18 protein-coding genes and 1 other annotated feature are annotated in these 24,392 nt (G+C 31.5%); of the genes, 4 read left to right on the forward strand and 14 right to left on the reverse strand.

Features of this window, described 5'->3' with window-relative positions:
- Positions 1–5: 5 nt before the first annotated feature.
- From KQI89_RS10020 to purR, 12 genes are all read right to left on the reverse strand, one after another.
- Positions 6–1,541 (reverse strand): putative polysaccharide biosynthesis protein, encoded by a 1,536-nt coding sequence (locus KQI89_RS10020; protein ID WP_216456975.1) that lies wholly within the window; start codon positions 1,539–1,541, stop codon positions 6–8.
- Positions 1,542–1,741: 200 nt separating this feature from the next.
- Complete coding sequence (gene spoVT / locus KQI89_RS10025) at positions 1,742–2,296, reverse strand: stage V sporulation protein T (protein WP_032123593.1); 555 nt, start codon at positions 2,294–2,296, stop codon at positions 1,742–1,744.
- 273 nt (positions 2,297–2,569) lie between these two features.
- The gene (locus tag KQI89_RS10030; RefSeq protein WP_032123592.1) at positions 2,570–3,571 is read right to left on the reverse strand and encodes a peptidylprolyl isomerase; all 1,002 of its coding nucleotides are present in this window, start codon (positions 3,569–3,571) and stop codon (positions 2,570–2,572) included.
- 79 nt (positions 3,572–3,650) lie between these two features.
- Entirely contained in the window at positions 3,651–7,172 is a 3,522-nt protein-coding gene (gene mfd, locus KQI89_RS10035) for a transcription-repair coupling factor (protein WP_216456976.1), read from the reverse strand.
- 32 nt (positions 7,173–7,204) lie between these two features.
- Positions 7,205–7,774, reverse strand: a complete 570-nt coding sequence (gene pth, locus KQI89_RS10040) for an aminoacyl-tRNA hydrolase (RefSeq protein ID WP_216456977.1) — start codon at positions 7,772–7,774, stop codon at positions 7,205–7,207.
- 290 nt (positions 7,775–8,064) lie between these two features.
- On the reverse strand, positions 8,065–9,315 hold the full coding sequence (locus KQI89_RS10045) for a S1C family serine protease (protein WP_216456978.1): 1,251 nt from the start codon (positions 9,313–9,315) through the stop codon (positions 8,065–8,067).
- Between the two features lie 99 nt (positions 9,316–9,414).
- Positions 9,415–10,833, reverse strand: a complete 1,419-nt coding sequence (locus KQI89_RS10050; RefSeq protein WP_216457194.1) for a sensor histidine kinase — start codon at positions 10,831–10,833, stop codon at positions 9,415–9,417.
- Between the two features lie 3 nt (positions 10,834–10,836).
- The gene (locus KQI89_RS10055; protein ID WP_216456979.1) at positions 10,837–11,523 is read right to left on the reverse strand and encodes a response regulator transcription factor; all 687 of its coding nucleotides are present in this window, start codon (positions 11,521–11,523) and stop codon (positions 10,837–10,839) included.
- A 213-nt stretch (positions 11,524–11,736) separates the two neighbouring features.
- Positions 11,737–12,699: a ribose-phosphate diphosphokinase gene (locus tag KQI89_RS10060; protein WP_032123588.1), complete on the reverse strand. Its 963-nt coding sequence runs from the start codon at positions 12,697–12,699 to the stop codon at positions 11,737–11,739.
- Positions 12,700–12,724: 25 nt separating this feature from the next.
- Positions 12,725–14,092: a bifunctional UDP-N-acetylglucosamine diphosphorylase/glucosamine-1-phosphate N-acetyltransferase GlmU gene (gene glmU, locus KQI89_RS10065; protein WP_216456980.1), complete on the reverse strand. Its 1,368-nt coding sequence runs from the start codon at positions 14,090–14,092 to the stop codon at positions 12,725–12,727.
- A 184-nt stretch (positions 14,093–14,276) separates the two neighbouring features.
- Complete coding sequence (gene spoVG, locus KQI89_RS10070; RefSeq protein WP_032123586.1) at positions 14,277–14,573, reverse strand: septation regulator SpoVG; 297 nt, start codon at positions 14,571–14,573, stop codon at positions 14,277–14,279.
- 103 nt (positions 14,574–14,676) lie between these two features.
- Positions 14,677–15,492, reverse strand: coding sequence for a pur operon repressor (gene purR, locus KQI89_RS10075; protein ID WP_032123585.1), 816 nt, complete (start codon positions 15,490–15,492; stop codon positions 14,677–14,679).
- Between the two features lie 300 nt (positions 15,493–15,792).
- Here purR and KQI89_RS10080 point away from each other — a divergent pair, with 300 nt between their 5' ends.
- The 4 genes from KQI89_RS10080 (at position 15,793) to asnS (ending at position 20,852) form a co-directional block, all read left to right on the forward strand.
- A complete protein-coding gene (locus KQI89_RS10080) occupies positions 15,793–16,860 on the forward strand; it encodes an HD-GYP domain-containing protein (protein WP_216456981.1) in 1,068 nt (355 codons plus the stop codon).
- A 243-nt stretch (positions 16,861–17,103) separates the two neighbouring features.
- The gene (murC, locus tag KQI89_RS10085; protein ID WP_216456982.1) at positions 17,104–18,483 is read left to right on the forward strand and encodes a UDP-N-acetylmuramate--L-alanine ligase; all 1,380 of its coding nucleotides are present in this window, start codon (positions 17,104–17,106) and stop codon (positions 18,481–18,483) included.
- A 157-nt stretch (positions 18,484–18,640) separates the two neighbouring features.
- Positions 18,641–18,952, forward strand: coding sequence for a hypothetical protein (locus KQI89_RS10090; RefSeq protein ID WP_216456983.1), 312 nt, complete (start codon positions 18,641–18,643; stop codon positions 18,950–18,952).
- A gap of 191 nt (positions 18,953–19,143) precedes the next feature.
- Positions 19,144–19,393 (forward strand) — a binding site (T-box leader).
- A 64-nt stretch (positions 19,394–19,457) separates the two neighbouring features.
- On the forward strand, positions 19,458–20,852 hold the full coding sequence (gene asnS, locus KQI89_RS10095; protein ID WP_032123581.1) for an asparagine--tRNA ligase: 1,395 nt from the start codon (positions 19,458–19,460) through the stop codon (positions 20,850–20,852).
- Between the two features lie 119 nt (positions 20,853–20,971).
- Here asnS and KQI89_RS10100 read toward each other — a convergent pair whose 3' ends face one another.
- Entirely contained in the window at positions 20,972–22,696 is a 1,725-nt protein-coding gene (locus KQI89_RS10100) for a phospho-sugar mutase (protein ID WP_216456984.1), read from the reverse strand.
- Between the two features lie 93 nt (positions 22,697–22,789).
- A complete protein-coding gene (locus KQI89_RS10105) occupies positions 22,790–24,283 on the reverse strand; it encodes a leucyl aminopeptidase (protein WP_032123579.1) in 1,494 nt (497 codons plus the stop codon).
- Between the last annotated feature and the right edge of the window lie 109 nt (positions 24,284–24,392).

The raw sequence follows: 24,392 nt of genomic DNA on the forward strand, positions 1-24,392 counted from the left end.
TCTCCTTATCTACCGAAAAATCTAGATTTTATATAGTCATATTTGAAAACTCCAAACACTATTGTTAATACTATATATATAATAATACCTAAAAATACAGCTATGAGGCAAGAAGCACCATTACTTTTTGTATAGATAAAAAGTTTGTTATAACTGACTAACACACATATCATCATTATCACAGAAGCATAAGCAGGCTTTATGGTGGTATCGTAATAGTTTATCCTTATACCTAATCTCTTCCTTAAATCCATCATATTAAGCACCGAAGACACCATATAGGCTAATATAGTAGCTATAACAGCACCATAAATATTAAAAATTGGTATCGGTACAGTGATTAAGGTTATTATAATTTTAACTATACACCCTATGAAAAGATTAATAACAGGTTTAATATAATTTCCAGTGCCTTGTAATATAGCAGTACTAGTTTGAGCTAAAGCTGTAGCCGGTATAGATATAGCTAGATACCTTAATATATTATAACCTTCACTATGCCCTGGAAACAGTAAATTCATTATAGGATTTGATAAAAGCATAAGTCCTAGCATAGAAGGGATTGCAATTACTGATGATATTTTAATTGCAATCTCTACTTTATTTATAATATCACCTTTTCTTTGCAATATATAAGCTTCAGCAATAATAGGCACTATAGAGGCACATAGAGCCATGGAAAGAGTTAATGGTACATTTACTAATACATTAGCCTTTCCCGTTAACTGGCCGTATAATATAGTAGCTTCTTTAGAATTAAATCCAGCTTCTAATAGTTTTTGAGGAACTAAAACTGAATCTATAAGCCCCATTATAGTAGATACAGTAGCTCCTAAAGATAGTGGAATTGCAATCTTTAAGATAACCCATAAAGTTTTATCATCTTTTTTTATTCCTTTTAATCTTATAGGTTTATTTATTTTCATGTATTTAATAAACAAATAAATTCCCGCAAAAAGGCCTCCTGCCGCCGCCCCCAAAGCAGCTCCCCCTGCTGAATATTCTACTCCATAAGGTAGCAATAAAAAGGCAAGTCCAACTCCTACCACCACTCTACCTATTTGTTCAATAATTTGAGACATCCCTGTAGGCTGCATATTTTGTAACCCCTGAAAAAAACCTCTAAATACACTCATTATAGATATAAATGTGGGTGCAATGGCAATAGCAATGAGAGAGTAATAAGACTTATCATTCCACCTTAAATATTTTATTATAGGTCTCGAGAAGGTAATGAGCAATAAGGTAGCACCTAATCCCATAAAAATCATTAATATAAAGGATTCTTTTAGTACTTTCATTATCCCTTCATGATCACCTATGGCATTTTTTTCTGAAACCAATTTTGATATGGCTATAGGAACTCCCGAAGCCAATGCTACAAAAAATGTATAGAGGGGATAGGACATCTGATAATATCCTATTCCTTCATCCCCTATTAACATTATTAGGGGCCATCTAAAAAACAATCCTAAAAACTTGGCCACAATTCCTGCCACCCCAAGTATTATAGTGCCTTTTATAAGCGAATGCTTTTTCATACAATACCTCCAAATCCGTTGAGTAAATCCTTTAATAGTTATTTCTATTTAAAGATTTGAAGTATTATTACTAAAAATTTCACTTATTGTTTACTACATATTTAAAGTACTTATAAATTTTATACTAAATTGAATATATTATAAACTTTGTGTCAATAATCATAATGCTTGGGTAAAAATAAATGGCAGCCAAGCTGCCATTATTGTTCCATTTGTTTACCCAAGAAGGCGGATGCAGTTTCAGCAAGCTTTAATTCTAAGTCTCCAAATTTATCCCCCTCTTGTTTTGATAGGATTATAACTGCTCCTATTGCATCCCCTTCTGCTAATATAGGAGATATAACTTGCGTAGAGTACTTTTCTTTAGGTTCTTCTTCATTATAAAGTGCAATTAAATTATCTTTTTCTTTTAATAATAAAACTGTCTTTCTTTCCTCCATAACCTTTTCTAAATCATTGCTGATTTTCTTTTCCATATAATCTTTCTTAGCAGTTCCACTAACAGATATAAACGCATCTCTATCCGCAATCAATACTATATGTCCAATAGATTGTTGTAGGGACTCTGCATATTCCTTTGAAAAATCACTTAATTCTCCTATAGGAGAATATTTTTTTAAAATTACGCCCCCTTCTCTATCTGTGAATATTTCTAAAGGATCTCCTTCTCTAATCCTTAGAGTTCTTCTAATTTCTTTTGGTATAACAACTCTTCCAAGATCGTCAATACGTCTTACTATTCCTGTTGCTTTCATTTGTTTCCCTCCTTATTCTGTACACTGAGATTAATTTATTGCATTATTATTATCCATCAAATTATGCAATTTTATACACTATTGTAGGTTTTTATTTTAGTTATCCCTAATTTAACAACATATCCTTTAAAAAGCCTAAAGAATACTTAAAAACTCCTTATTCTATAGCAAATTTAGTTTAATCCCACTTTAATAACTTTATGGTTTAAAAATATTCTTTAAAAAAATCACCAAAGGGATAATTCTAATCCCTTTGGTGATTTTTATTAAAACTTAAATATTATCTTCATATATTTTAACTTTAGCTTCTTTTTTCCAATCTTCTAAAGTTTTATTAAATGTTTCCTTTTGTTTTTCTTGTAATAAGGTATTGGTTATATCTTCTTTAACTTTGTCAAATTCCTTAGCAGTTGCCTCAGTTTTAATTCCTGTAACCTTTATTAAATGATATCCCCATTGAGTTTTTACTAATGATGACACTTCACCTTCTTTAAGGTTCTTAAAACCAGCTACAAAATCTGGATCATATGATTGTGTATCATATTCTATAAATCCTAATTTTCCTCCTTGATCCTTAGTTCCATCTGTTCCATACTCTTTTGCAAGAGCTGCAAAATCTTCACCTTTATCTATCTTAGCTTTTATAGTATTAGCAGTTTCCTCATCTTTTACTACTATATGTGAAACATCGGCTCCTGGTTTATCTGTATAAAGAGCATCTTTATTTTTCTCATAATAATCTTTAGCTTCTGCTTCCTCTACTTTAACGTCTTTTATCATGTATTCTTGAACCTTAGACATTATTGTATCTTCTTTTATAAATTCTTTTATTTCATCTAGGGTTAACCCTTGCTGTTTCATTGCCTCTTCAAACTTAGTATCATCATTACCAAACATAGTTTTCATGTCTGCTAATCTTTTATCTATTTCTTGATTCATCTCATCCCCTGTTGGAATGATTTTTAACTCTTCACCTTTTTTAGAGAATATCTCCAAAGCTACTAATTGATCTACCATTTGAGTTCTAAGGTTTTTTACAGCGTCCATAGCCTCTTGATTATTTTTATAGTCTTCTCCAAATTGTTGTTTTACCATATCATCATAAGGAGCCATCTTTTTATCTAAATCTCCTCTAGTTATCTTCTTACCACTTACCTTAGCCACCGCACTTTTCGCCATAGCTTCTGGAGTTTTCTCTATCATCGTACAGCCAGCAGCTGTTAAAGTAAATGCAGCTATCATAGTGGCAGTTATTATCTTTTTTATATTCTTCACTATTATTCCCCCGCTCTTAATTTTTTTAATTTTTGTACATATTTCTGATTTTATCAGTATTTTAATATAAATTCAATTGTTATTTATTCCTAAGTGTTACCATATATTCTAGTAGACTCTTAAATTCATCTAGGATTTCTTCTTTCTTCACCATTGCAATCCTATACCCAAAGGCTGGCTTTTCTCCAAACTTGAATATCACCTTCTTACTATACTTATCCATTAAGCCCTTTATAATAGTTTCATCTAAACTATTTTTGCTATCAAATTGGAATATAACCTCTTCTTCTTTTTCTTTTATTTCTTCTATATTTAAAATCTTTCCAAGACTTCTTATATAAGATATATTTATAAGATTATTTACTGGCTGTGATATATCCGAAAATCTATCTTCTAATTCATCCATTATATCATACATGTCTTCTTGATTTTCAATAGATGCTATTTTCTTATAGATTTCTATCTTTTGAACTTCGTCTTCTATATATTGATTAGGTATATAGGCATCTATATTTAAATCTATAGTGGTTTCTACTGGCTCTTTTTCTATATCTCCCTTTATAAGTTTTATAGTATCCTCTAGCATCCTGCAATATAAATCGTAACCTACCGCAGCCATATGTCCATGTTGAGCTGAGCCCATCATATTTCCAGCTCCTCTTATTTCTAAATCTCTCATAGCTATCTTAAATCCAGAGCCTAATTCCGTAAATTCTTTTAATGCTTTTAATCTTTTTTCTGCTACCTCTGTTAGTATTTTATCCTTTTTATAGGTAAAATAGGAATAAGCTATCCTATTGGTTCTCCCCACTCTTCCTCTTAATTGATAAAGCTGTGAAAGCCCCATTCTATCTGCATCATAAACTATCATGGTATTTACATTTTGAATATCCATTCCTGTTTCTATTATAGTGGTACATACAATCATATCTATCTCACCACTTATAAATCCAAGCATTACTTTTTCTAGTTCTCTTTCAGTCATTTGACCATGAGCTATACCTATCCTAACCTCAGGAACTAAATTTTGAAGATAACCTGCCATATTTTTAATGTCTTCTACCCTATTATAGACAAAATATATTTGTCCTTTTCTATTTAACTCTCTTAATATTGCATCTCTTATAAGCTGATCATTGTATTCAACTACATAAGTTTGAATAGGATACCTCTCCTCTGGAGGTGTTTCTATAACACTTATATCCCTTACTCCTGTGAGAGACATGTGAAGAGTTCTAGGTATAGGGGTAGCACTCAAAGTAAGCACATCTATATTCTTTTTTAAATTTTTAATCTTTTCCTTATGGGTTACACCAAATCTTTGCTCCTCATCTACTATAAGAAGCCCTAAGTCTTTAAAATTTACATCTTTAGATATAAGTCTGTGTGTACCTATTAATACATCTACATTTCCTTCTTTTACTGCCTTTAATGTAACCTTTTGTTGCGCTGCTGACCTAAATCTACTCAACATATCAATCTTAATAGGAAAATCTGAAAATCTTTTAAGCATATTCTTATAATGTTGCTCTGCAAGTATAGTAGTAGGCACCAAAAAGGCTACTTGTTTACCATCCATTACTGCCTTAAAAGCGGCTCTCATAGCTACCTCTGTCTTTCCGTATCCTACATCCCCACATAAAAGTCTATCCATAGGCTTATCAGATTCCATATCACCCTTTATCTCTTCTAAGGAGGTAATTTGGTCTGGTGTTTCATCATAAGGGAATTCTTCTTCAAATTGCTTTTGCCATACAGTATCTAAGGAATATTTATACCCCTTTAAAGTAGATCTTGTAGCATATAATTTTACCAGATCTTCTGCAATCTCATTTATAGACTTCTTAACCTTACTCTTAGCTTTAGCCCACTCACTACCTCCAAGCTTATTTACCTTTGGTGATTTTCCTTCGCTACCAATATACTTTTGTACCATGTCCAACTGCTCTACTGGTACATAAAGTTTATCTCCTTTATCATAGCTAATATCTAGATAATCTCTCTTATGTCCTTCTAGCTCCAATTGTTTTATACCCTTGTACACACCAATTCCATGATTTACGTGAACGACATAGTCACCTGGCTTAAGTTCTGCAAAACTTTTTATTTTAGCTACACCTTTTTTACTAGAAACTCTTTTCTTTGTCTTACGTTTTGATTCACCAAAAACTCCCCTATCTGATATTACACATATCTTAAGTTCTGGATACTCAAATCCTTTAAGTTGATTACCAAAGGTAACAACTACTTCCCCGTACTGTATTTCAGATACAATATCTTTATATACACTTTCAATTCCCTTATCTCTTAGTGTATCTACAAGTCTTTCACCTCTAGGTCTTGTACCTGACAATATGATTGTTTTATATCCTTTAGATTTTTTATCTTTTATATCTTCAATTAAAAAATCTAACTGTCCACCGTAATTTGTTAAAGTTATCTCAGAAAAACCATATATAGCTCTTGGTTGTATATATTTATTAGTTTTAGCAATAGACTCAAGGGTTATCAAAGCTCTTTCTGTTAAGTTTTCCACTATACTTTCTTTAAGTACTAACAATTCTCCTTGCCTTGGAAGTATATCTCCTCTTTCTAGAAAAGCCTTATAGTTCTCCTCAAACTCATAATATATACTCTCTAGCTTTCCCATAGATCTTTGAACATCATCTAATATTATTATTCCATCATCAATATAATCAAAGAAATTAGAAGGATTTTCAAAAAAATAAGGTAAATAACTGTCAATAGTTTCAAAGTTCCAACTTTCTTTTAAAGATTCTAAATTTGCATTAACTACCTTATTTATCTTTTGAACCATATCTTTATTCTTTTTACTGTTACGAGAGTCTACAAAAGAATCCAAATCCTTCTTTATTAAGCCATAGCCCCTTTGTATACTTTCAGTGCTTAGTATCATCTCTTTTGCAGGAAATATCTCTACTTCCTTTACTTTTTGTATACTTCTTTGAGATTCAACATTAAAGGTTCTTATTGAATCAACTTCATCTCCAAAAAGCTCTATTCTATATGGGCTAGAGCTTATAGGTGGATAAATATCCAATATACCTCCTCTTACAGAAAACTGCCCTTTTCCATCTACTAAATCCATTCTCTCATAACCACATTGGATCAACTTTTCTGTTAAATCCTCTATATTTATAACATCTCCTACATTATATTTAAGATTATATTTTTTATATAAATCTATAGGGGTATAACAGGGTGAGAAAGCCTCAACAGAAGTTACAATCACCTTCTTCCCTGGTCTTATCATCTCTTTTATAACCTTTAACCTTTCCCATCTTAAGTCTCCAGATATGGCATCTACATTATAAAACACAACTTCTTTTGTAGGAAAATAGTATATCTCTGGTATATACAAAGATAAATCCTCATATAAATTTTTAGCTTCTAAATCACTATGACTTATTATGAAAAAAGGTCTTTCTTCTTCTTCATAAATAGCATCAATAATATATGATTTAGCAGATTCAGATATTCCATATATGGATATAGGGTATCTATTTTCTTTTATATTCTCTTTTATACTTGCAAATTCTTTACTCTGCTTTAAAGGTTCTAGTAATCCTTTAAACCTCATCTCTTATAACACCGCCTTAAACCATAGAACTGTTATCTTTCAGCAATAAACCCATTGAACTTATTCATTGACTCATTTAACCCTTCTTTCATAATGCAAGCTGTAGCCTCCACTGAGGCTTTTATAGTTTCATCTATTAATTCTTTATCCTCTTTAGAAAACTTCCCAAGAACGTGAGAAACAAGGTCTCCCCTTGGACACCCCACTCCAATCTTTATTCTAGGAAATATATCTGTACCTAAGTTTGCAATTATACTTTTAATTCCGTTATGCCCTCCTGCGCTACCTTTAGCCCTTATCCTCATTCGACCTATATCTAAACTTATATCATCATATATAACTACAATGTCTTGATTTTCTATTTTATAAAAGTTTACAATTTCTCTTACGCTTTCACCACTAAGGTTCATATATGTAGTTGGCTTTAATAAAATAGTCTTTTTTCCATCTATAAACCCTTCTCCATATATCCCTTTAAATTTTGTCCTATTTAATGAAATATTATACCTTTCAGCTAGAACATCTATAAAATTAAACCCTACATTATGCCTTGTATTCTCGTATTCCTTACCTGGATTACCTAACCCTACTATAAGATACATCTAATATTTCCTCCAATTAACTCTGATATAGTATTTACCAGATGACTCCCCGCTCTAATACCCCCATCTTCTTCAAATTTGGAATAAAGAACGGCTACGTCCCTGGATAACGATTTCTAAGCTTTATAGGGAGTAAAAACTCCCTATAAAGGCAAAAGCTCTGTTTATTTAGGTTATTTAAGTCTCTGCTCTCTGAGTTCAAAAACCTATGTTAAATCTCCTTATATAATATATTAAAAAATGAAAACAATAAAGAGACTTTTAAAGTCTCTTTAAAATTAAAATAGAATTTATTTCTTTTCTGTAAGAGTAAGGTCTAACTTCAAAACACTTCCGTCTCTCCATATTTTGCAGTTTATCAAATCGCCTACTTTATGTTCATCAACGGTATTTTGTATATCGGACATTTTTTTAACTTCTTTATGATCTAATTCAACAATTATATCCGTAGCTCTTACCCCTGCATTATGAAGAGTTTCTCCTTGGGTAACTTCTCTGACGTAAACACCCTCTACACCAAAATTCTCTGAATTATTATTTCTAACTACAGTTTGACCCACAAAACCTAAGTGTGGCTTATTTACTTTACCATAGTCAGTTAAAGATTTTACTATATGTGTAACTTCATTTGAAGGTATTGAAACTCCCATACCTTCAGATATATACTGGTTAGTGAGTTTAGCACTATTTATACCTATTATTTCTCCAATACTATTACATAAAGCCCCTCCTGTATTATAGGCATTTATGTTAGTATCTGTTTTTATCACCTTGTAAGAACTCTTCTCTCCAGTTTTAGGATCCACATATTCTAGTTTTTTATTAGGCATACTTACAATTCCCATAGTTACAGCACCTGACATATTTTCTCCTAAAGGATTGCCTACTGCAATAGCTAAATCCCCAGCTCTTACCTTTTCTGAATCACCAAACTTTGCATAAGGAAGATTATCCTGCTCTATCTTTATTACAGCTAAATCTGAACCTCTATCAAGTCCCACTACTTTAGCCAGCATAGGTTTTGCTCCATAACTTGATAATTTAACATAAATCTCCTGTACCTCATCAACCAAGGATGAATTAGTTACAATATAACCACTTTTATCAAATATTATGCCTGAACCAATATTTTTACTGATTTCATTTTTAGAAAAGCTGTCCTCTTTGTTACTAACACCTACTATTACATCGCTCAACCCTTCTACAACCTTATTTATGTCATTCTTTGGTACTATTTCCTTTGAAGTATCATCTTTAAGGTCACGTTCCTTATTTGAATATATTATAGAATTATTATTTTTACTTTGCATTATTTTGCTATACTTTTTTTCAATTATATAGGTGGCTGATAGGGCACCTGAAAATGCGGCTATTAACATTAGAGAAACTCCCTTGCAAAAGTACTTTATCTTTCTTCTTTTCTTACTTTGCCTTATGTTTATTTCTCCATAATTAGCGCAGGGTTCTACTCTCTCTTCTTCATTAAATTTTAGATCATAATTAACACTTATGTCTTTATTTAATTTGTCTTCTCTTTCCATAAAGCACCCCCTATATTTCTGAAATTATTATACTCAAATAATTTAAATTAAGTATGAACAAAATATGATTTTTTAATTACCTTTTCATATATTTAAACTCTACGCTTTAGTCAAAGTAAATACAAAGGTTACTCCCTTTTCCTTTATTTTATTTTCAACCCATACATCTTCCCCTAGCTGAGACAATATGTTTCTAACTATAGGTAACCCAAGTCCTGTACTAACCTTTGAGGTTCTTGATTTATCTGACTTATAAAACCTATCCCAGATGTGTCTCATATCCTCTCCAGAAATATTAGGTCCATTATTAAATACTGAAACCAATATTTTATTACCTTTTATTTTAGTGGCTACTTTTATGTTCCCTCCATCTGGCACATATTTTATAGCATTGTCTAATAAGTTTGTCATTACTTGAATAAGTCTATCTCTATCTCCCGCTACATATAGATGTTCATCTTGTAGTAGCACATCTACCTTTAATTTCTTATCATTAATCTTAGGTTCAAATTTTATAACACATACTTTTATAATTTCATTTATATCTATCTCTGTTATCCTAAGAGAAAACTTTCCTGACTCCATAGCCGCTAAATCCAAAAGATCATTTACTAGTCTAGTTAGCCTTTGAATCTCTTCATAAGCTATCTGAAGATAATGATTTTCCTTATCCATAGGAATAACTCCATCCAGTATACCTCCTATAAAGCCTTTTATAGAAGTTATTGGCGATCTAAGTTCATGGGAAACATTAGACATAAATTCTCTTCTATTTTTTTCTACTTGCTCTAGAGAATCTGCCATAGTATTAAAGGATTTTGCAAGTTCTCCTATTTCATCATTGGAATCTATGTAAACTCGTCGTTCTACTTCCCCTTTTGTTATCTTTCTTGCTACAGTATTTATCTTTGCTAAGGGTTTTATAATTATCCTCTGAGAAAAATAGTATATTATAATACTAGTTATAATTACAGAGAAGATAGCGCCAACCCATATTATAGAGTATACTTTTTTTATAGGGGCCTTTATTTGATCTATTGGAGTATGCATCAATATGAAACCCTTGAAGACCCCCTCTGAAAATATAGGTTTCATATAAATATAGGAAGGCTTATCTACTATATTTTCATATACCCCTTTCTTTTCAACAGTCCTTCCAAATCTTAATTCATCCATTTCTTTAATAACTAAACTATTTGGTGCGATATCTTTATATTTTGGATTAGATACTGCATACACATAACCCAAACTATCAGCTACGAGTATATCTGAACTTATTAAGTCTCCTATAATTTGCATTTCACTTTCTAGTCTATTGAGAGAAATATTAGTTCCATAGCTTAAAAATTTTGTTGCTGAGCTAGCTATTTTATCTCCCTGCATATCTAATTGACTTTTTCTTTGATTAAAATAATAATTTTCAAACCAAAAAGATAATATGGTTGCTACCATAATAAACATAATAGCCACAATAGATGTAAAGGCTGCTATCATTTTTGACACAAGGCTATTTTTTATCATCTACTTCACCTCAAATTTATATCCAACACCCCAAACAGTTTCTAGTTGCCAATTTGATCCTCCATGAAGCTTCTCTCTTAATCTTTTAATATGAACATCTACTGTTCTAGAGTCTCCTGGATAATCATATCCCCAAACTTCGCAAAGAAGTTGTTCTCTTGTAAAAACCCTATTTTTATTATTTGCAAGATAATATAATAATTCAAATTCCTTAGGTGGCATCTTTATCTCTTCACCTTTATAAAGTACAGTGTATGAATTTACATCTATGGATAAATCGGGGAATGAAAGTGTTTCTTTACTTCCGTTATCCACATTATACCTTCTCATAACCGCTTTAATTCTAGCTATAAGCTCTTTAGGTTCAAAAGGTTTTACCACATAATCATCCGCTCCTAGTTCAAGCCCTAGAACCTTATCAAAGGTATCACCTTTAGCAGTGAGCATTATTACCGGTGTCTCATTTTCCTTCCTTATCCACTTTAATACATCTATTCCATCTACGTGAGGAAGCATTATATCTAAAAGCACTAAATCTGGTTTATATTCTAAAAAAACCTCTTGTGCCTCTTTTCCATCATTTGAAATTCGTGTATCATATCCTGAACTTTGTAAATACATTTTTATAACTTCACATATGTTTTCATCATCATCTACTACAAGTATTTTCCCTATAGTTCCTTCCATCTTTCTAACCTCCTAACCATAATATGACCTAATTATACCTATATATTAATTTATCACAAATTAATATTTAAATACTCCTTTATATTAAAATGTTACAAATAATTTACCACTGTACAAAATATTTAAAATTATTTAAAACTTGTTGTTTAAGTTATAATAACTAAGGCATAACAATACTTTTATAGTATCGTTATGCCTTTATGTATAATATTTCTATTCTTGTTCAAACAATATGCTAAGAGGAACATCATCATATATTCTTCTTATAGCTTCTGCGAATATTGGAGCCACAGAAAGTGAAGTAAACTTTTGTAAATCATCTCTCTTTGGAAGATCTACAGTATTTAACATAACCAATTCTTTAATAGCTGAATTATTTATCCTATCAAAAGCTGGTCCTGAAAGAACTCCGTGAGTACAGCAAGCATATACTTCTTTTGCTCCTAAATCTTTTAATGCATTTGCAGCATTTGCTATGGTTCCAGCTGTATCTATCATATCATCCACTAAAATAGCAGTTTTGCCTCTAACATCTCCGATTATATTCATTATTTCAGATACATTAGCTCTTGGTCTTCTCTTGTCAATTATAGCTATAGGTGCTTGCAATCTATCTGCAAATTTTCTTGCTCTCGTAACGCTACCTAGGTCTGGTGATACTATAACCACATCTTCATCTTCTCTGAATCCCTTGTCTTCAAAATATTTTGAAAGTATAGGTACTCCCATCAAATGATCTAGTGGTATATCAAAATATCCTTGAATCTGTGAAGCATGCAAATCCATAGTAAGTACTCTATCCGCTCCTGCAGCTGTTATAAGATCTGCTACAAGTTTTGCAGTAATAGGGTCTCTTGACTTTGCTTTTCTATCTTGTCTTGCATATCCATAGTAAGGCAGAACCGCTGTTATCCTTCCTGCTGAAGCTCTTTTAAATGCATCTATCATTATTAAAAGCTCCATCAAATTGTCATTAACAGGAGAATTTGTAGGTTGTATTACAAACAAATCCACACCTCTTACAGTTTCATTAATATCTACTGATATCTCTCCATCACTGAATGTTCCTACTTTTGCTTCACCTACAGGTACGCCTAATATATCCGCTATATCTTTAGCAAGTTTTGGATGGGCGTTTCCAGTGAAGATTTTTATTGTTTTGCCATGGGTTATCATTTTGAGTCCTCCTTAAATTTTTTATTTACTTTTTAAGTCCCTTTTTATCTACCCAGCCCTCAATATTTTTTTGTTTAGCTCTTCCTATAGCAAGGCTGCCTTCTGGCACTTCATTGGTTATAGTAGATCCTGCAGCAATATAGCTATTATCTTTCACCTCAACTGGAGCCACTAGATTAGTGTTACATCCAATAAAGGCTCTATTACCAATTTTAGTTTTGTATTTTGCTTTACCGTCATAATTTACTATTACAGTTCCACAACCAAAATTGCAATCCTCGCCCACTTCTGCATCGCCTATGTAAGTCAGATGAGACACTTTCGTATTATCCCCTATAGTAGATTTCTTAATTTCTACAAAATCCCCAATTCTAGCATGTTTTCCTATAGTACTTTCAGGCCTTATGTATGCAAATGGGCCTACTGTTGTTTCTTCCCCAATATGACTTTCAAGTATTACAGAACTTTGTATGGATACACCTTGTTCTATAATGCTATCTTTAATCCTAGAATTTGGATATAATACACAATTTTCTTTTATAACTGTCTTTCCTTCTATTGCGTTACCAGGATAGATTATAGTATCCTGTCCTATTTGTACATCAGCACCTATATAAGTATTTTCAGCATCTATTAGCGTAACTCCATTTTCTAAATGCTTTTTATTTATTCTGTTTCTTAATATCTTTTCAACTTCAGCGAGTTCCACTCTAGAGTTTACCCCCATAGTTTCCTCATAGTCAACTATCATAGCACCTACAGTATTATCTTCACTTCTTAATATCTCTATTACATCTGTAAGATAATATTCCCCTTGAGCATTATTATTGTTGAGTTTATCTAAACTTTTTACAAGACTTTCTATATCAAAACAATATATACCTGCATTAATCTCATTAATAGATAACTCTTCCTTATTGCAGTCTTTATGTTCTACTATCTTATCCACTACACCTTCTCTTCTTACGATCCTCCCATAACCTGTTGGATCATTTAATAGAGAAGTTACAATGGTGCACTTATAACCATTGTTTTCATGAGTTTCAATAAGTTTTTTTACTGTTTCAGCTCTCATAAGAGGTACATCACCATTAAATATAGCCACTATACCTTTTTTATGTTTTAAAAACTCCTTAGCACAAATTATAGCGTGTCCAGTTCCTAATTGTTTATCTTGATAGGAATAACTAACATCTCTAAACCTTGTACTCTCTTTTACTTTATCTGCGCCTTTTCCTATTACTATATTTATATCACTTAAATCTGCTATCCTCATAATGTCTATTACGTGATTGACCATTTCCTTGCCACATACCTTATGTAAAACCTTTGGTGTAGTAGATTTCATCCTCTTCCCTTCACCAGCAGCTAGTATTATAGCACATTTATACATTCCCTCACCTCTTTATGTTGTATATTAAAGAATTAGAGTATGCTATTTCCGTTAAAAACATAACATTGAAATTTCATGCCCTTTTTATTATATTTTATAAAAAGATTATTTTCAACACCGAAATGCCTTATTCTACTTGTAAGAAAATTAAAAAAAATAAAAAGGAGACGTCTCCTTTTTATTTTTATTCACCCTCAACTTCGTTTTCTGTTTCTTGAGGCTCTTCATTTTTTACTTTTTCATACTCATCTAGTATAGCCTGTTGTATTCTTTCTCTAGTTTGAGTATTTATTGGATGCGCAATGTCCTTAAATTCTCCATCAGGAGTTTTTCTACTTGGCATTGCTATGAAAAGACCATTTTGTCCTTCTATTACCTTTATGTCATGAACCACAAATTCATTATCAAAAGTAACAGAAACTATAGCTTTCATTTTACCATCAGCTGCGATTTTTCTAATTCTTACGTCTGTAATTTGCATTAAAAATCCACCTCCAAGATGCTTTATAGAATATATATTTCTCTATATGTTTTGTTTTTCCTTCTTTTTTATGTAAAAAACTTATAAATTTTTAGAAAATTTATTATTTAAAAAACTTTGATGGTTTTAATATAGACTCTCCGTCTTTATCTATACCAAAAAATTCTATAATAGAAAAATATTCAGTAACAAGTTTTCTATCTAACTCCACGTTATCTACCAATACCCCTATACCTAATAGTTGGCTTTCAAATTCCTTTAAAAGATCCATTATGCCTTTTGCAGTTCCTCCAGCTTTCATAAAATCATCTATAAATATACACCTACTACCTTTTTTCAATGATTTCTTGGAAAGTGACATATTTTGTATCCTTCCACTAGAGCCTGATACATAGTTTATGGTTACTGTAGGTCCTTCTGTAACCTTGGTATCTCTTCTTACTATTATAAGCTCCACTCCGAGATTTTTTGAAACCTCATAAGCTAGTGGTATTCCCTTTGTTTCAACAGTTACTACATAATCTATTTGCTGTCCTTCAAAGAAAGATGATAATATAATTCCTGCCTTAGATATTATTTTTGGATTAAACATTATATCATTAATGTATATGAAATTTCCTGGCACTATTCTTTCTTTATTCATAAGATTCTCACATAAATCTAATGCAAATCGATTCATTTCTTCTTTTGAAATCTTTGGTATGTATTTTATCCCTCCAGCAGCGCCGGATATAGTTTCAATCTTACCTAGTTGAAGTTTTTCCATGGTGTCCCTTATTATTACTATATCTTCACTTATAGTAGATTTAGCTGCATTTAATGGTTCTAAAAAATTATTAAGACTTATTACCTTGTTAGGATTCCCCAAAAGCATCTTTGTTATAGCTACAATTCTATTATTTCTATTAAATCTATCCATTCCTATCACCCATCACTTAAAATATTACGAATTATATGATAAAAAAACCTTTTATTATTCATATTCTATTCTATTAGAGCTATAATTTCAATTATTATTGAACCAATAATTAATTTAATAATATTATATATGTATACAAGTAACTTTTTCCCTTGGGATTTTTTATAAATAAATCATTTTATATCCTATTTTATTAGATTTTATGTTAAAATTATATTGTATTTTCAGCATATTAAGAAATATATGAATAATAAATCTTGTATTAAAACATTTAACCTAATCATAGAAAGGAATGATTTTATGAATGCTCACAGTATAAAACCCATTCTACCTTTTAATCTTAAACCCGGCATGATTCTTGCAAAGGATTTATATATAAATAACCTTAAATTATTATCTAAAGATACAGTTCTCAATGAAAAAAATATAGATAGAATTAGAGCTATATTTCCCACAACCCCTATTCATATATATACCCATGAAGAGAATTATGACTTAGAAGTTACAAGATCAAAAATCTCTGGCGAATACAAAGAGGTTGAAAGTAAATTTTCTAAGTTCTCTGATAATGCAGAGATCATCTTTTCTCAAGTTATGTCTAATTCAAAAGTTGATATAAAAAACATAAGAGGTCTTTCTGAGGATATACATACTCAAATGAAGGATTATGGAATAATTATTAAAAATATAATTGATGATAGAAATTCTAACAGTTATCTCTTTCATCATTCGGTAAATGTTGCCATACTAAATGCTATGCTTGGCAAATGGCTTAATCTGTCTTCTAGAGATATAATGCTTTTAACCTATACTGGGATACTTCATGATATTGGTAAGTCGAAAATCCCTGCTAGCATAATTGACAAGCCCCATAATCTTACTAAAAAAGAGTTTGAACTTGTAAAAACTCATTCTATAAAAAGCTATGATATAGTAAAAACAATTCCTTATATAGATCCTGCTGTTGAAATGGGGGTACTTATGCATCATGAGAGAATGGATGGTAGTGGCTATCCATTAGGTTTAAAAGGTGATACTATACATCTTTATGGAAAAATAACTGCAATTACTGATATGTTCGATGCTATAACCTCAAATAGACCTCACAAAAAAAAGCAATGCCCTCTTCATGCTTTAGAAATACTAAAAGCAGATTCCTTCGGAAAGCTAGATCCTAAATGTGCCACTACTTTTGTGGAAAATATGGTAACCTACTATGAAGGAGAGTTTGCTAAGCTTAACACAGGAGAAATTGCAAAAATATTAAAGATTAATAAAAATTATATATCTAAACCTAGCATTTTTTTGCATAATGAATTAATTGATTTAACCCAAGATAAAAATTTATTTATTGTAGATATTCTATAAAATTTCGATGTGTATTATTTTATATATAAAATATTCCCTATAAAACTGTTATTTTGCTATAAGTTTGTTTATAATTATTAAATGTATGGGCTATGCAATATATAGAATTTTGTTTATCCTATGTGTATGGATAAGTTCTTCTTAGCTTCAGATAAGGTGTTTCATTTAATCAAAATCCACCTAACGCAAGAACTTCTGATATCTTAGCCCTTTGATTTATAACCTATTAAAAGGAGTGAGTATATGTCATTTGACTTTTTAAAAGATAAGAATAAAAAAATTCATTTTATCGGTATCGGTGGCATAAGCATGAGTGGCTTAGCTGCTATAATGCTTAAAAATAACTTTAAAGTTTCTGGATCTGATATGAAAGATTCGGAAATTTTAAATAAACTAAGAAAAAAAGGTGCAGAGATTTACATAGGTCATAGTGATAAAAACATTAAAGATGTAGACTTAGTTGTATATACTGCAGCTGTTCCAAAAGATAATCCTGAACTTCAATATTCTATAGAAAATCAAATTCCATTAATGGATAGAGCTGAGTTTTTAGGTGAAATAATGAAGGGTCACAAGTATAATGTAGCTGTATCAGGTACCCACGGGAAAACCACTTCTACCTCTATGTTAGCTCATATAACCCTTAAGGCGGAGCTTGACCCTACTATCCTAGTAGGGGCGGAGTTAGATATCATAGATGGTAATTTCAGAACTGGAAATAGCGAATATTTTGTTACGGAGTCCTGTGAGTACAAAAAATCTTTTCTTAAATTTTTCCCTTACATAGGGATAATATTAAATATAGATGCAGATCATTTAGATTATTATAAAGACATCGACCACATAGAATCTGCCTTTACTGAATTTGGAAACCTAATTCCTGAAGATGGTTATCTTATAGGCTACGCAGGCGATCCTAGAGTTATGAATGTAGTAAATAAGGTTAAGTGTAGTACCTTAACTTACGGAATTGACTGTGGAGATATTCAAGGTAGAAATATTTCCTTCAATGATAAAGGTCAGAGCCATGTGGATGTCTACAGAAATGATGAAAAATTATTTTCTATAGTATTAGGGGTACCCGGAAATCATAATATATTGAACGCTTTAAGTGCCGTGGCTACTTCATTAATTTTAGGTATAGATCATAAAGCCATAATAGAAGGATTGGAAAGCTTTAAAGGTGCTCACAAAAGATTTGAATTTAAAGGGGAAAAGAAGGGTATCACTGTAATAGATGACTACGCTCATCACCCTACAGAAATAAAGGCTACTTTAGATGCAGCCAAAAATTATCCTCATAATAAAATATATTGTGTATTCCAACCACATACCTACAGTCGAACTTTAGCTTTATTAGAGGACTTCACCCTTTCCTTCGATAATGCAGATGAGATTCTTCTTATGGATATCTATGCTGCTAGGGAAAAGGACACTGGTCTTGTAAGCTCAGATATGTTAGGGGATAAAATAAGAAAAAGAGGTTTAAAATGCACAAATCTCCGTAACTTCGATGAAGCGCTAACCTATCTAAACTCTAAAGCTTCAAAAGGAGATTTAATATTAACAGTGGGTGCAGGTGATGTGGTTAAGGTCGGGGAGATGTTTTTACACAACAAATAGTTTTAATAATTAATATAAAATCTATTATTAACTTTAGTTTTGTTGTGTTAAATTTAACCATGTAAATTTTTGTTTTTTTCTTATAATAAATTTCCTGGTGTAAAAAAATTATTATAGTTAATAATAAATATATAAACTACACCAGGAGGTGTTTTATATGATGAATTTTCTAATATCTTCCGCGGTAAATTTAATTATTATTCTAATAAGTTTTTTCATATTCAAAAGCATTATTAGTGGACCTACAAGACATAGACTCTATGAGAAATTTATGTCATCCTTTGCAAAGTTTATAATATATGTTTTTGTAGCCTCTATAGTTATAACCGGTCTTACGGCTCTAGTTTTATATAAAACTAGATATATAGCTTACGTAAATATTGCAGCACCAGCTTTGGTTTCTATAATAGTTGGATTTGTAGCTTCTACAGTACCAACTAGAGGTGCGGGTGATAAAGAAAAAGCATGACTAAATGGACAATTGATGGATATCAATTGTCCATTTAGTCATACATTTATTCCATTTCCACCATTACTAATACTCTTTTTAATGAAATATATTTTTTTGTATTAATTGTACTTTAATTTTTGCTTAAAAAGTATATTAAAATATTTGCATTAACCTTACTTTTAGTGTAATATAATGATATTCATATAAAAAAATCAACCGTGAAGAGAAGAGTAAATATAGGAAGTAGTCTTAGCGAGTCGGTGAAAGTGAAAGATCGATACGAGGCCTATATCGAAGAACATCTCGGAGTTTCTAACCGAAATCCTATAGGAAAGTAGACTTAGACGGAATCAACCCGTTAGAGATTGAACAGCATTATTGTGCTGATAGAGTGGTCAACATATTTTTATTATGTTGACAAAATGGGTGGCACCACGAATTTAGCCTTTCGTCCCTTTGTGAGATGAAAGGTTTTTTTATATTTATTTTTAAATTTAAATAATTAGAAAGGCAGGAATAAAAAATGAAACCTTTAGAAATTAAAGAACTTTATAGAAGCGGCGACAAACATTATAACCAGAAGGTTAAAATAAATGGATGGATAAGAACTTCAAGAGCTTCTAACGCTTTTGGATTTATTGAACTTAATGATGGAACATTTTTTAAAAATGTTCAAATAGTTCTTGAAAGTGATAAATTAGATAACTTTAAAGACATAACTAAACTTCCTATAAGTTCTTCTATTACAGTTGAAGGAGAACTTATACCTACTCCCGAATCAAAACAACCTTTTGAAATTAAGGCAGAAAATATAATAGTAGAAGGTCTTTCATCTGCTGACTATCCTCTACAAAAAAAGAGACATAGTTTTGAATATCTAAGAACTATTGCACATTTAAGACCTAGAAGCAATGCTTTCTCTGCAGTATTTAGAATTCGTTCTATGGCAGCCTTTGCTATACACAAGTTCTTTCAAGAAAAAGGATTTGTTTACACTCACACTCCTATTATAACCGGAAGTGATGCAGAAGGTGCTGGAGAAATGTTTAGAGTATCTACATTAGATATTTTAAACCCTCCGAAAACTGAAAATGACAAAGTAGATTTTTCAGAAGACTTCTTTGGTAAAGAAACAAATCTTACTGTAAGCGGTCAACTCGAAGGAGAAGCTTATGCTTTAGCTTTCCAAAAAATATATACTTTTGGACCAACTTTTAGGGCTGAAAATTCAAATACCGCAAGGCATGCATCTGAATTTTGGATGATAGAGCCTGAAATAGCTTTTGCTGATCTTAAAGATGACATGCAACTAGCTGAAGATATGCTTAAATATGTTATAAAATATTTACTAGAAAATGCCCCTGAAGAAATGGAGTTCTTCAACAGCTTTATAGATAAAGGTCTTATAGAGAGATTAACAAACATAGTAAACTCTGAGTTTGCTCATGTTACCTATACAGAAGCTATTGAGCTTTTAGAGAAATCAGATAAGAAATTTGACTACCCTGTTAAATGGGGGATAGATCTTCAAACAGAACATGAAAGATATATTACTGAAGAACTATTTAAAAAACCTGTTTTTGTAACTGACTATCCAAAGGAAATAAAAGCTTTCTATATGAGATTAAATGAAGACGGAAAAACTGTAGCTGCTATGGATTGCTTAGTTCCTGGAGTAGGAGAAATAATTGGTGGAAGCCAAAGAGAAGAAAGACTAGATGTATTAGAGGGAAGAATTGAAGAATTAGGATTACACAAAGAAGATTACTGGTGGTATTTAGAACTTAGAAAGTTCGGTGGTACTAAACACGCTGGATTTGGTCTAGGTTTTGAAAGACTTATAATGTATGTAACTGGTATGTCCAACATTAGAGACGTAATACCGTTCCCAAGAACTCCTAAAAGCGCTGATTTCTAAAATAATTAATTTAAAAAGGAAGTTTAGAGGTAATATACCCCTAAACTTCCTTATTTTTATCTTATAACTACTACCTGTAACATTTCTTAAAGATGCTAATCTTTATATCTTCAAACTTATTACTTAACTTTATCTAGTTTATCTAAAACTAAATTCTCTATATTTTTTATCTTATTATCTGCTTCTTCTAAAGTATCAGCTATGGTGTAAATATATAGTTTAATCTTTGGTTCTGTACCTGATGGTCTTAAAGCATACCAACTCTTATCATCAAAGAGGAATTTTAACACATCAGATTTAGGTATCTCTACAGGTAACTTTTCTCCAGTATTAAAGTTAAATAGAACTCTATCTTTAAAATCTGTATACTTCTCAAGCTTCACTCCATGAACTTCTCTTAAAAACTCTTTTCTGTATTCTACCATCATTCTTTCAATTCTGGCTTTACCTTCAACTCCCTCAAGTACCAAAGATATTTGTTTCTCTCTGTAATATCCATATTTTTCATAAAGCTCATTTAGCACTTGAATTAATGTTTTTCCTTGAGTCTTATAAAAAGCAGCTGCTTCACATAATAGCATAGCAGAACTTACTCCATCTTTATCCCTCACAAAGGTCCCAGTTACATAGCCTATACTTTCTTCATATCCAAATATAAATTCAGCTTCCCCAGTTTTTTCAAACTCTGGTATCCTTCCGCAAATGTTCTTAAAGCCTGTTAAAGCTTCATAGGTCTTAACTCCATAATCCTCTGCTATTCTCTTTCCTAAATCTCCAGTTACTATAGATTTAACTATAGCTCCATTCCTAGGTAACTTATTCTTTGCTTTTAATCCTTCAAGTATGTATTTTATTAAGATAGCGCCTGTTTGATTCCCTGTAAAAGGAACATACTCCCCATTACTATCTCTTACCTCTATAGCTAATCTATCACAGTCAGGATCTGTAGCAATTAAGAGCTCAGCACCTTCTTTTTTACCTAACTCCTCTGCATATTTAAATGCCTTTGTATCTTCAGGATTTGGATATCCTACCGTAGTAAAATCTGGATCTGGATTTTCTTGCTCTGGAACTACTATTATATTTGTGAATCCTCTTTCTTTTAATGTTCTTCTAACAGGTATATTTCCTGTTCCATTTAAAGGCGTATAAACTATTTTTATATCCTTATCTATATCATCCCTTATACTTAAGCCCTTAACCATAGCTATATATTTATCATCCATTTCTTTTCCTAAATAGCTTAATAAATCTTTATTTAATGCATCTTCTTCTTTTATGGTTTTAACTTTACTAAAATCATCAATGCCTTGAATATTATCTACTATAGCATCAGCAATATTAGATAATATTTGTGCTCCATCTTCCCAATAAACTTTATAGCCATTATAATCTCTAGGATTATGACTAGCTGTTACAACGATACCAGCAGCAGTCCCTAAAGTTCTCACAGCAAAGGAAAGCTCTGGTGTAGGCCTTAAACTTTCAAATAAGAAAACTTTAATTCCATTACCCGCTAATACTAAAGCTGCAGTTTTAGCAAAATCTGGAGAGAAATGTCTGCAATCGTAAGCTATAGCCACCCCTCTCTTTGCATAGTCATAACCTCTAGAGTTAATATAATCAGCTAACCCTTGAGTAACCTTTGAAATATTATATACATTCATTCTGTTAGTGCCTGCTCCAAGTTTTCCTCTAAGCCCTGCTGTCCCAAACTCCAACTCCTTATAAAACCTATCTTCTATCTCTACTTCATTACCTTCTAACCCTTTAAGTTCTTCTTTTGTTTTTTCATCAATATATTGATCCTTAAGCCATTGGTCATATATACTTTTATAATCCATTATATAACCGTCTCCTTCTCATTAATTTTATAACTTCTAAGCAAAAGCTTAGAAGTTATATTATTTTACATATTAAATTTAATAAGCTACCCTCTACTTATTGCAACTTTCTTTGCAGGATTTTTCTTTAGCTAGGTAATATAGGATCCTAACTCCTGCACCAGTACCGCCTTTTGATAGATATTCCTTTTCACTTTCACTCCAAGCAGTACCAGCTATGTCTAAATGTAGCCATGGTTTATTTTGTACAAATTCCCCTATAAATAGACCTGCTGTTATAGTACCAGCATTTCTTCCACCTATATTCTTTAAATCTGCTATATCAGATTTAATAAGCTTTTTATATTCATCAAAAGCAGGAAGCTGCCAAACCTTTTCTCCTGAAAGCTCTGATGCCTTTTCTAATTCTTTGTAAAAATCATTATTATTTGTAACTACACCAGTGGTAGTATTTCCCAGAGCCACAAGTACAGCCCCTGTAAGAGTAGCTACATCCACTACCTTGCTAGCCTTCTCTTTCTCTATTGCATAATGTACAGCATCTATTAAAGTTAAACGCCCTTCCGCATCTGTGTTTAATACTTCTATAGTTTTCCCAGCCATTGAAGAAATTATGTCTCCAGGCTTATATGCCTTTCCAGAAATCATATTCTCGCAAGCAGCTACTACAGCTACAACATTAATTTTTAATTTCATCTTAGCTATAGAAGCCATAGCTCCAATAACTGCTGCTGCTCCACCCATGTCACTTTTCATAGTAACCATTCCATCAGTTGGCTTTATTGAGTATCCGCCTGAATCATAAGTCAATCCCTTTCCTACTAGCCCTAAGATATCCTCTTTATTTGCTTCATCACCAAAATATCTCATAACTATAAGTCTTGGATCTCTTGAGGAGCCCTTTGCAACTTCCATAAAGGAATGCATCCCTAACTCTTCTATCTTATCTTTCTCATGAACTTCTACCTGAAAACCATACTCTTTACCAATATTCTTAGCTCTTTTAGCTAATTCTTTTGGATCAAGGAAGTTAGCAGGCTCGTTTACAAGTTCTCTTGCCTCAATTACAGCTGAAGCTAAAACTTTAGCTTCACCTAAAGCCTCTTCAGCCTTAACCTTATCTTCCTCTTTTATGCCTTTAATAAACACTTCTTTTATTGAAGATTCCTTTTTTTCACTTAAGTATTTATCAAATTTATAGTTCGCAAGAATCATGCCTTCATAAATAGCCTTAACTCTTCTCTTTATGCAAACCTCATTGGATTCAAACATTTTCACTAGTACATTATTAAGCTTAAGTTCCTTAACTTTTTTCAAAGCCTTAGCATAAGCTAGTCTTATAGTTTCTGAGGATAACGCTTCCTTTTTGCCTAATCCTAATAGTAAGGTATACTGAAATCCATCTTCAACTTCTTTCACTGTATAAAATAATTCTCCAGCCTCGCCCTTAAACTTACCTGCTTTTTTTAGTTTATCTACTTGAGATTTTACACACCCACAAATATTTTCTTCACTGTCATCTTGAAATAATGGATAAATTAATCCATCAGCTTCTGTATGGTTTAAATCTCTAATAAAAAAATCCATTTTAATCACCTCTCCAATCAGTTCTTTATATCTTTATATATAGTATAATTCAATTTAAAGACAATTCCAATAAGGAAAATCATTATTGTTTAATTTATTGTTATAAATT

The organism is Clostridium simiarum, assembly GCF_018919175.1.
In the GTDB taxonomy this organism is placed as follows: Bacteria; Bacillota; Clostridia; order Clostridiales; family Clostridiaceae; genus Clostridium_L; species Clostridium_L simiarum.

Excerpts from the sequence above, each read along its gene's own strand:
- KQI89_RS10020 (WP_216456975.1), bottom strand. The coding sequence starts at position 1,541 with ATGAAAAAGCATTCGCTTATAAAAGGCACTATAATACTTGGGGTGGCA.
- spoVT (WP_032123593.1), bottom strand. The coding sequence starts at position 2,296 with ATGAAAGCAACAGGAATAGTAAGACGTATTGACGATCTTGGAAGAGTT.
- mfd (WP_216456976.1), bottom strand. The coding sequence starts at position 7,172 with ATGAGGTTTAAAGGATTACTAGAACCTTTAAAGCAGAGTAAAGAATTT.
- pth (WP_216456977.1), bottom strand. The coding sequence starts at position 7,774 with ATGTATCTTATAGTAGGGTTAGGTAATCCAGGTAAGGAATACGAGAAT.
- KQI89_RS10045 (WP_216456978.1), bottom strand. The coding sequence starts at position 9,315 with ATGGAAAGAGAAGACAAATTAAATAAAGACATAAGTGTTAATTATGAT.
- KQI89_RS10055 (WP_216456979.1), bottom strand. The coding sequence starts at position 11,523 with ATGGAAGGAACTATAGGGAAAATACTTGTAGTAGATGATGATGAAAAC.
- KQI89_RS10060 (WP_032123588.1), bottom strand. The coding sequence starts at position 12,699 with ATGATAACCCATGGCAAAACAATAAAAATCTTCACTGGAAACGCCCAT.
- glmU (WP_216456980.1), bottom strand. The coding sequence starts at position 14,092 with ATGTATAAATGTGCTATAATACTAGCTGCTGGTGAAGGGAAGAGGATG.
- spoVG (WP_032123586.1), bottom strand. The coding sequence starts at position 14,573 with ATGCAAATTACAGACGTAAGAATTAGAAAAATCGCAGCTGATGGTAAA.
- purR (WP_032123585.1), bottom strand. The coding sequence starts at position 15,492 with ATGGATAGATTTAATAGAAATAATAGAATTGTAGCTATAACAAAGATG.
- KQI89_RS10080 (WP_216456981.1), top strand. The coding sequence starts at position 15,793 with ATGAATGCTCACAGTATAAAACCCATTCTACCTTTTAATCTTAAACCC.
- murC (WP_216456982.1), top strand. The coding sequence starts at position 17,104 with ATGTCATTTGACTTTTTAAAAGATAAGAATAAAAAAATTCATTTTATC.
- KQI89_RS10090 (WP_216456983.1), top strand. The coding sequence starts at position 18,641 with ATGATGAATTTTCTAATATCTTCCGCGGTAAATTTAATTATTATTCTA.
- asnS (WP_032123581.1), top strand. The coding sequence starts at position 19,458 with ATGAAACCTTTAGAAATTAAAGAACTTTATAGAAGCGGCGACAAACAT.
- KQI89_RS10100 (WP_216456984.1), bottom strand. The coding sequence starts at position 22,696 with ATGGATTATAAAAGTATATATGACCAATGGCTTAAGGATCAATATATT.
- KQI89_RS10105 (WP_032123579.1), bottom strand. The coding sequence starts at position 24,283 with ATGGATTTTTTTATTAGAGATTTAAACCATACAGAAGCTGATGGATTA.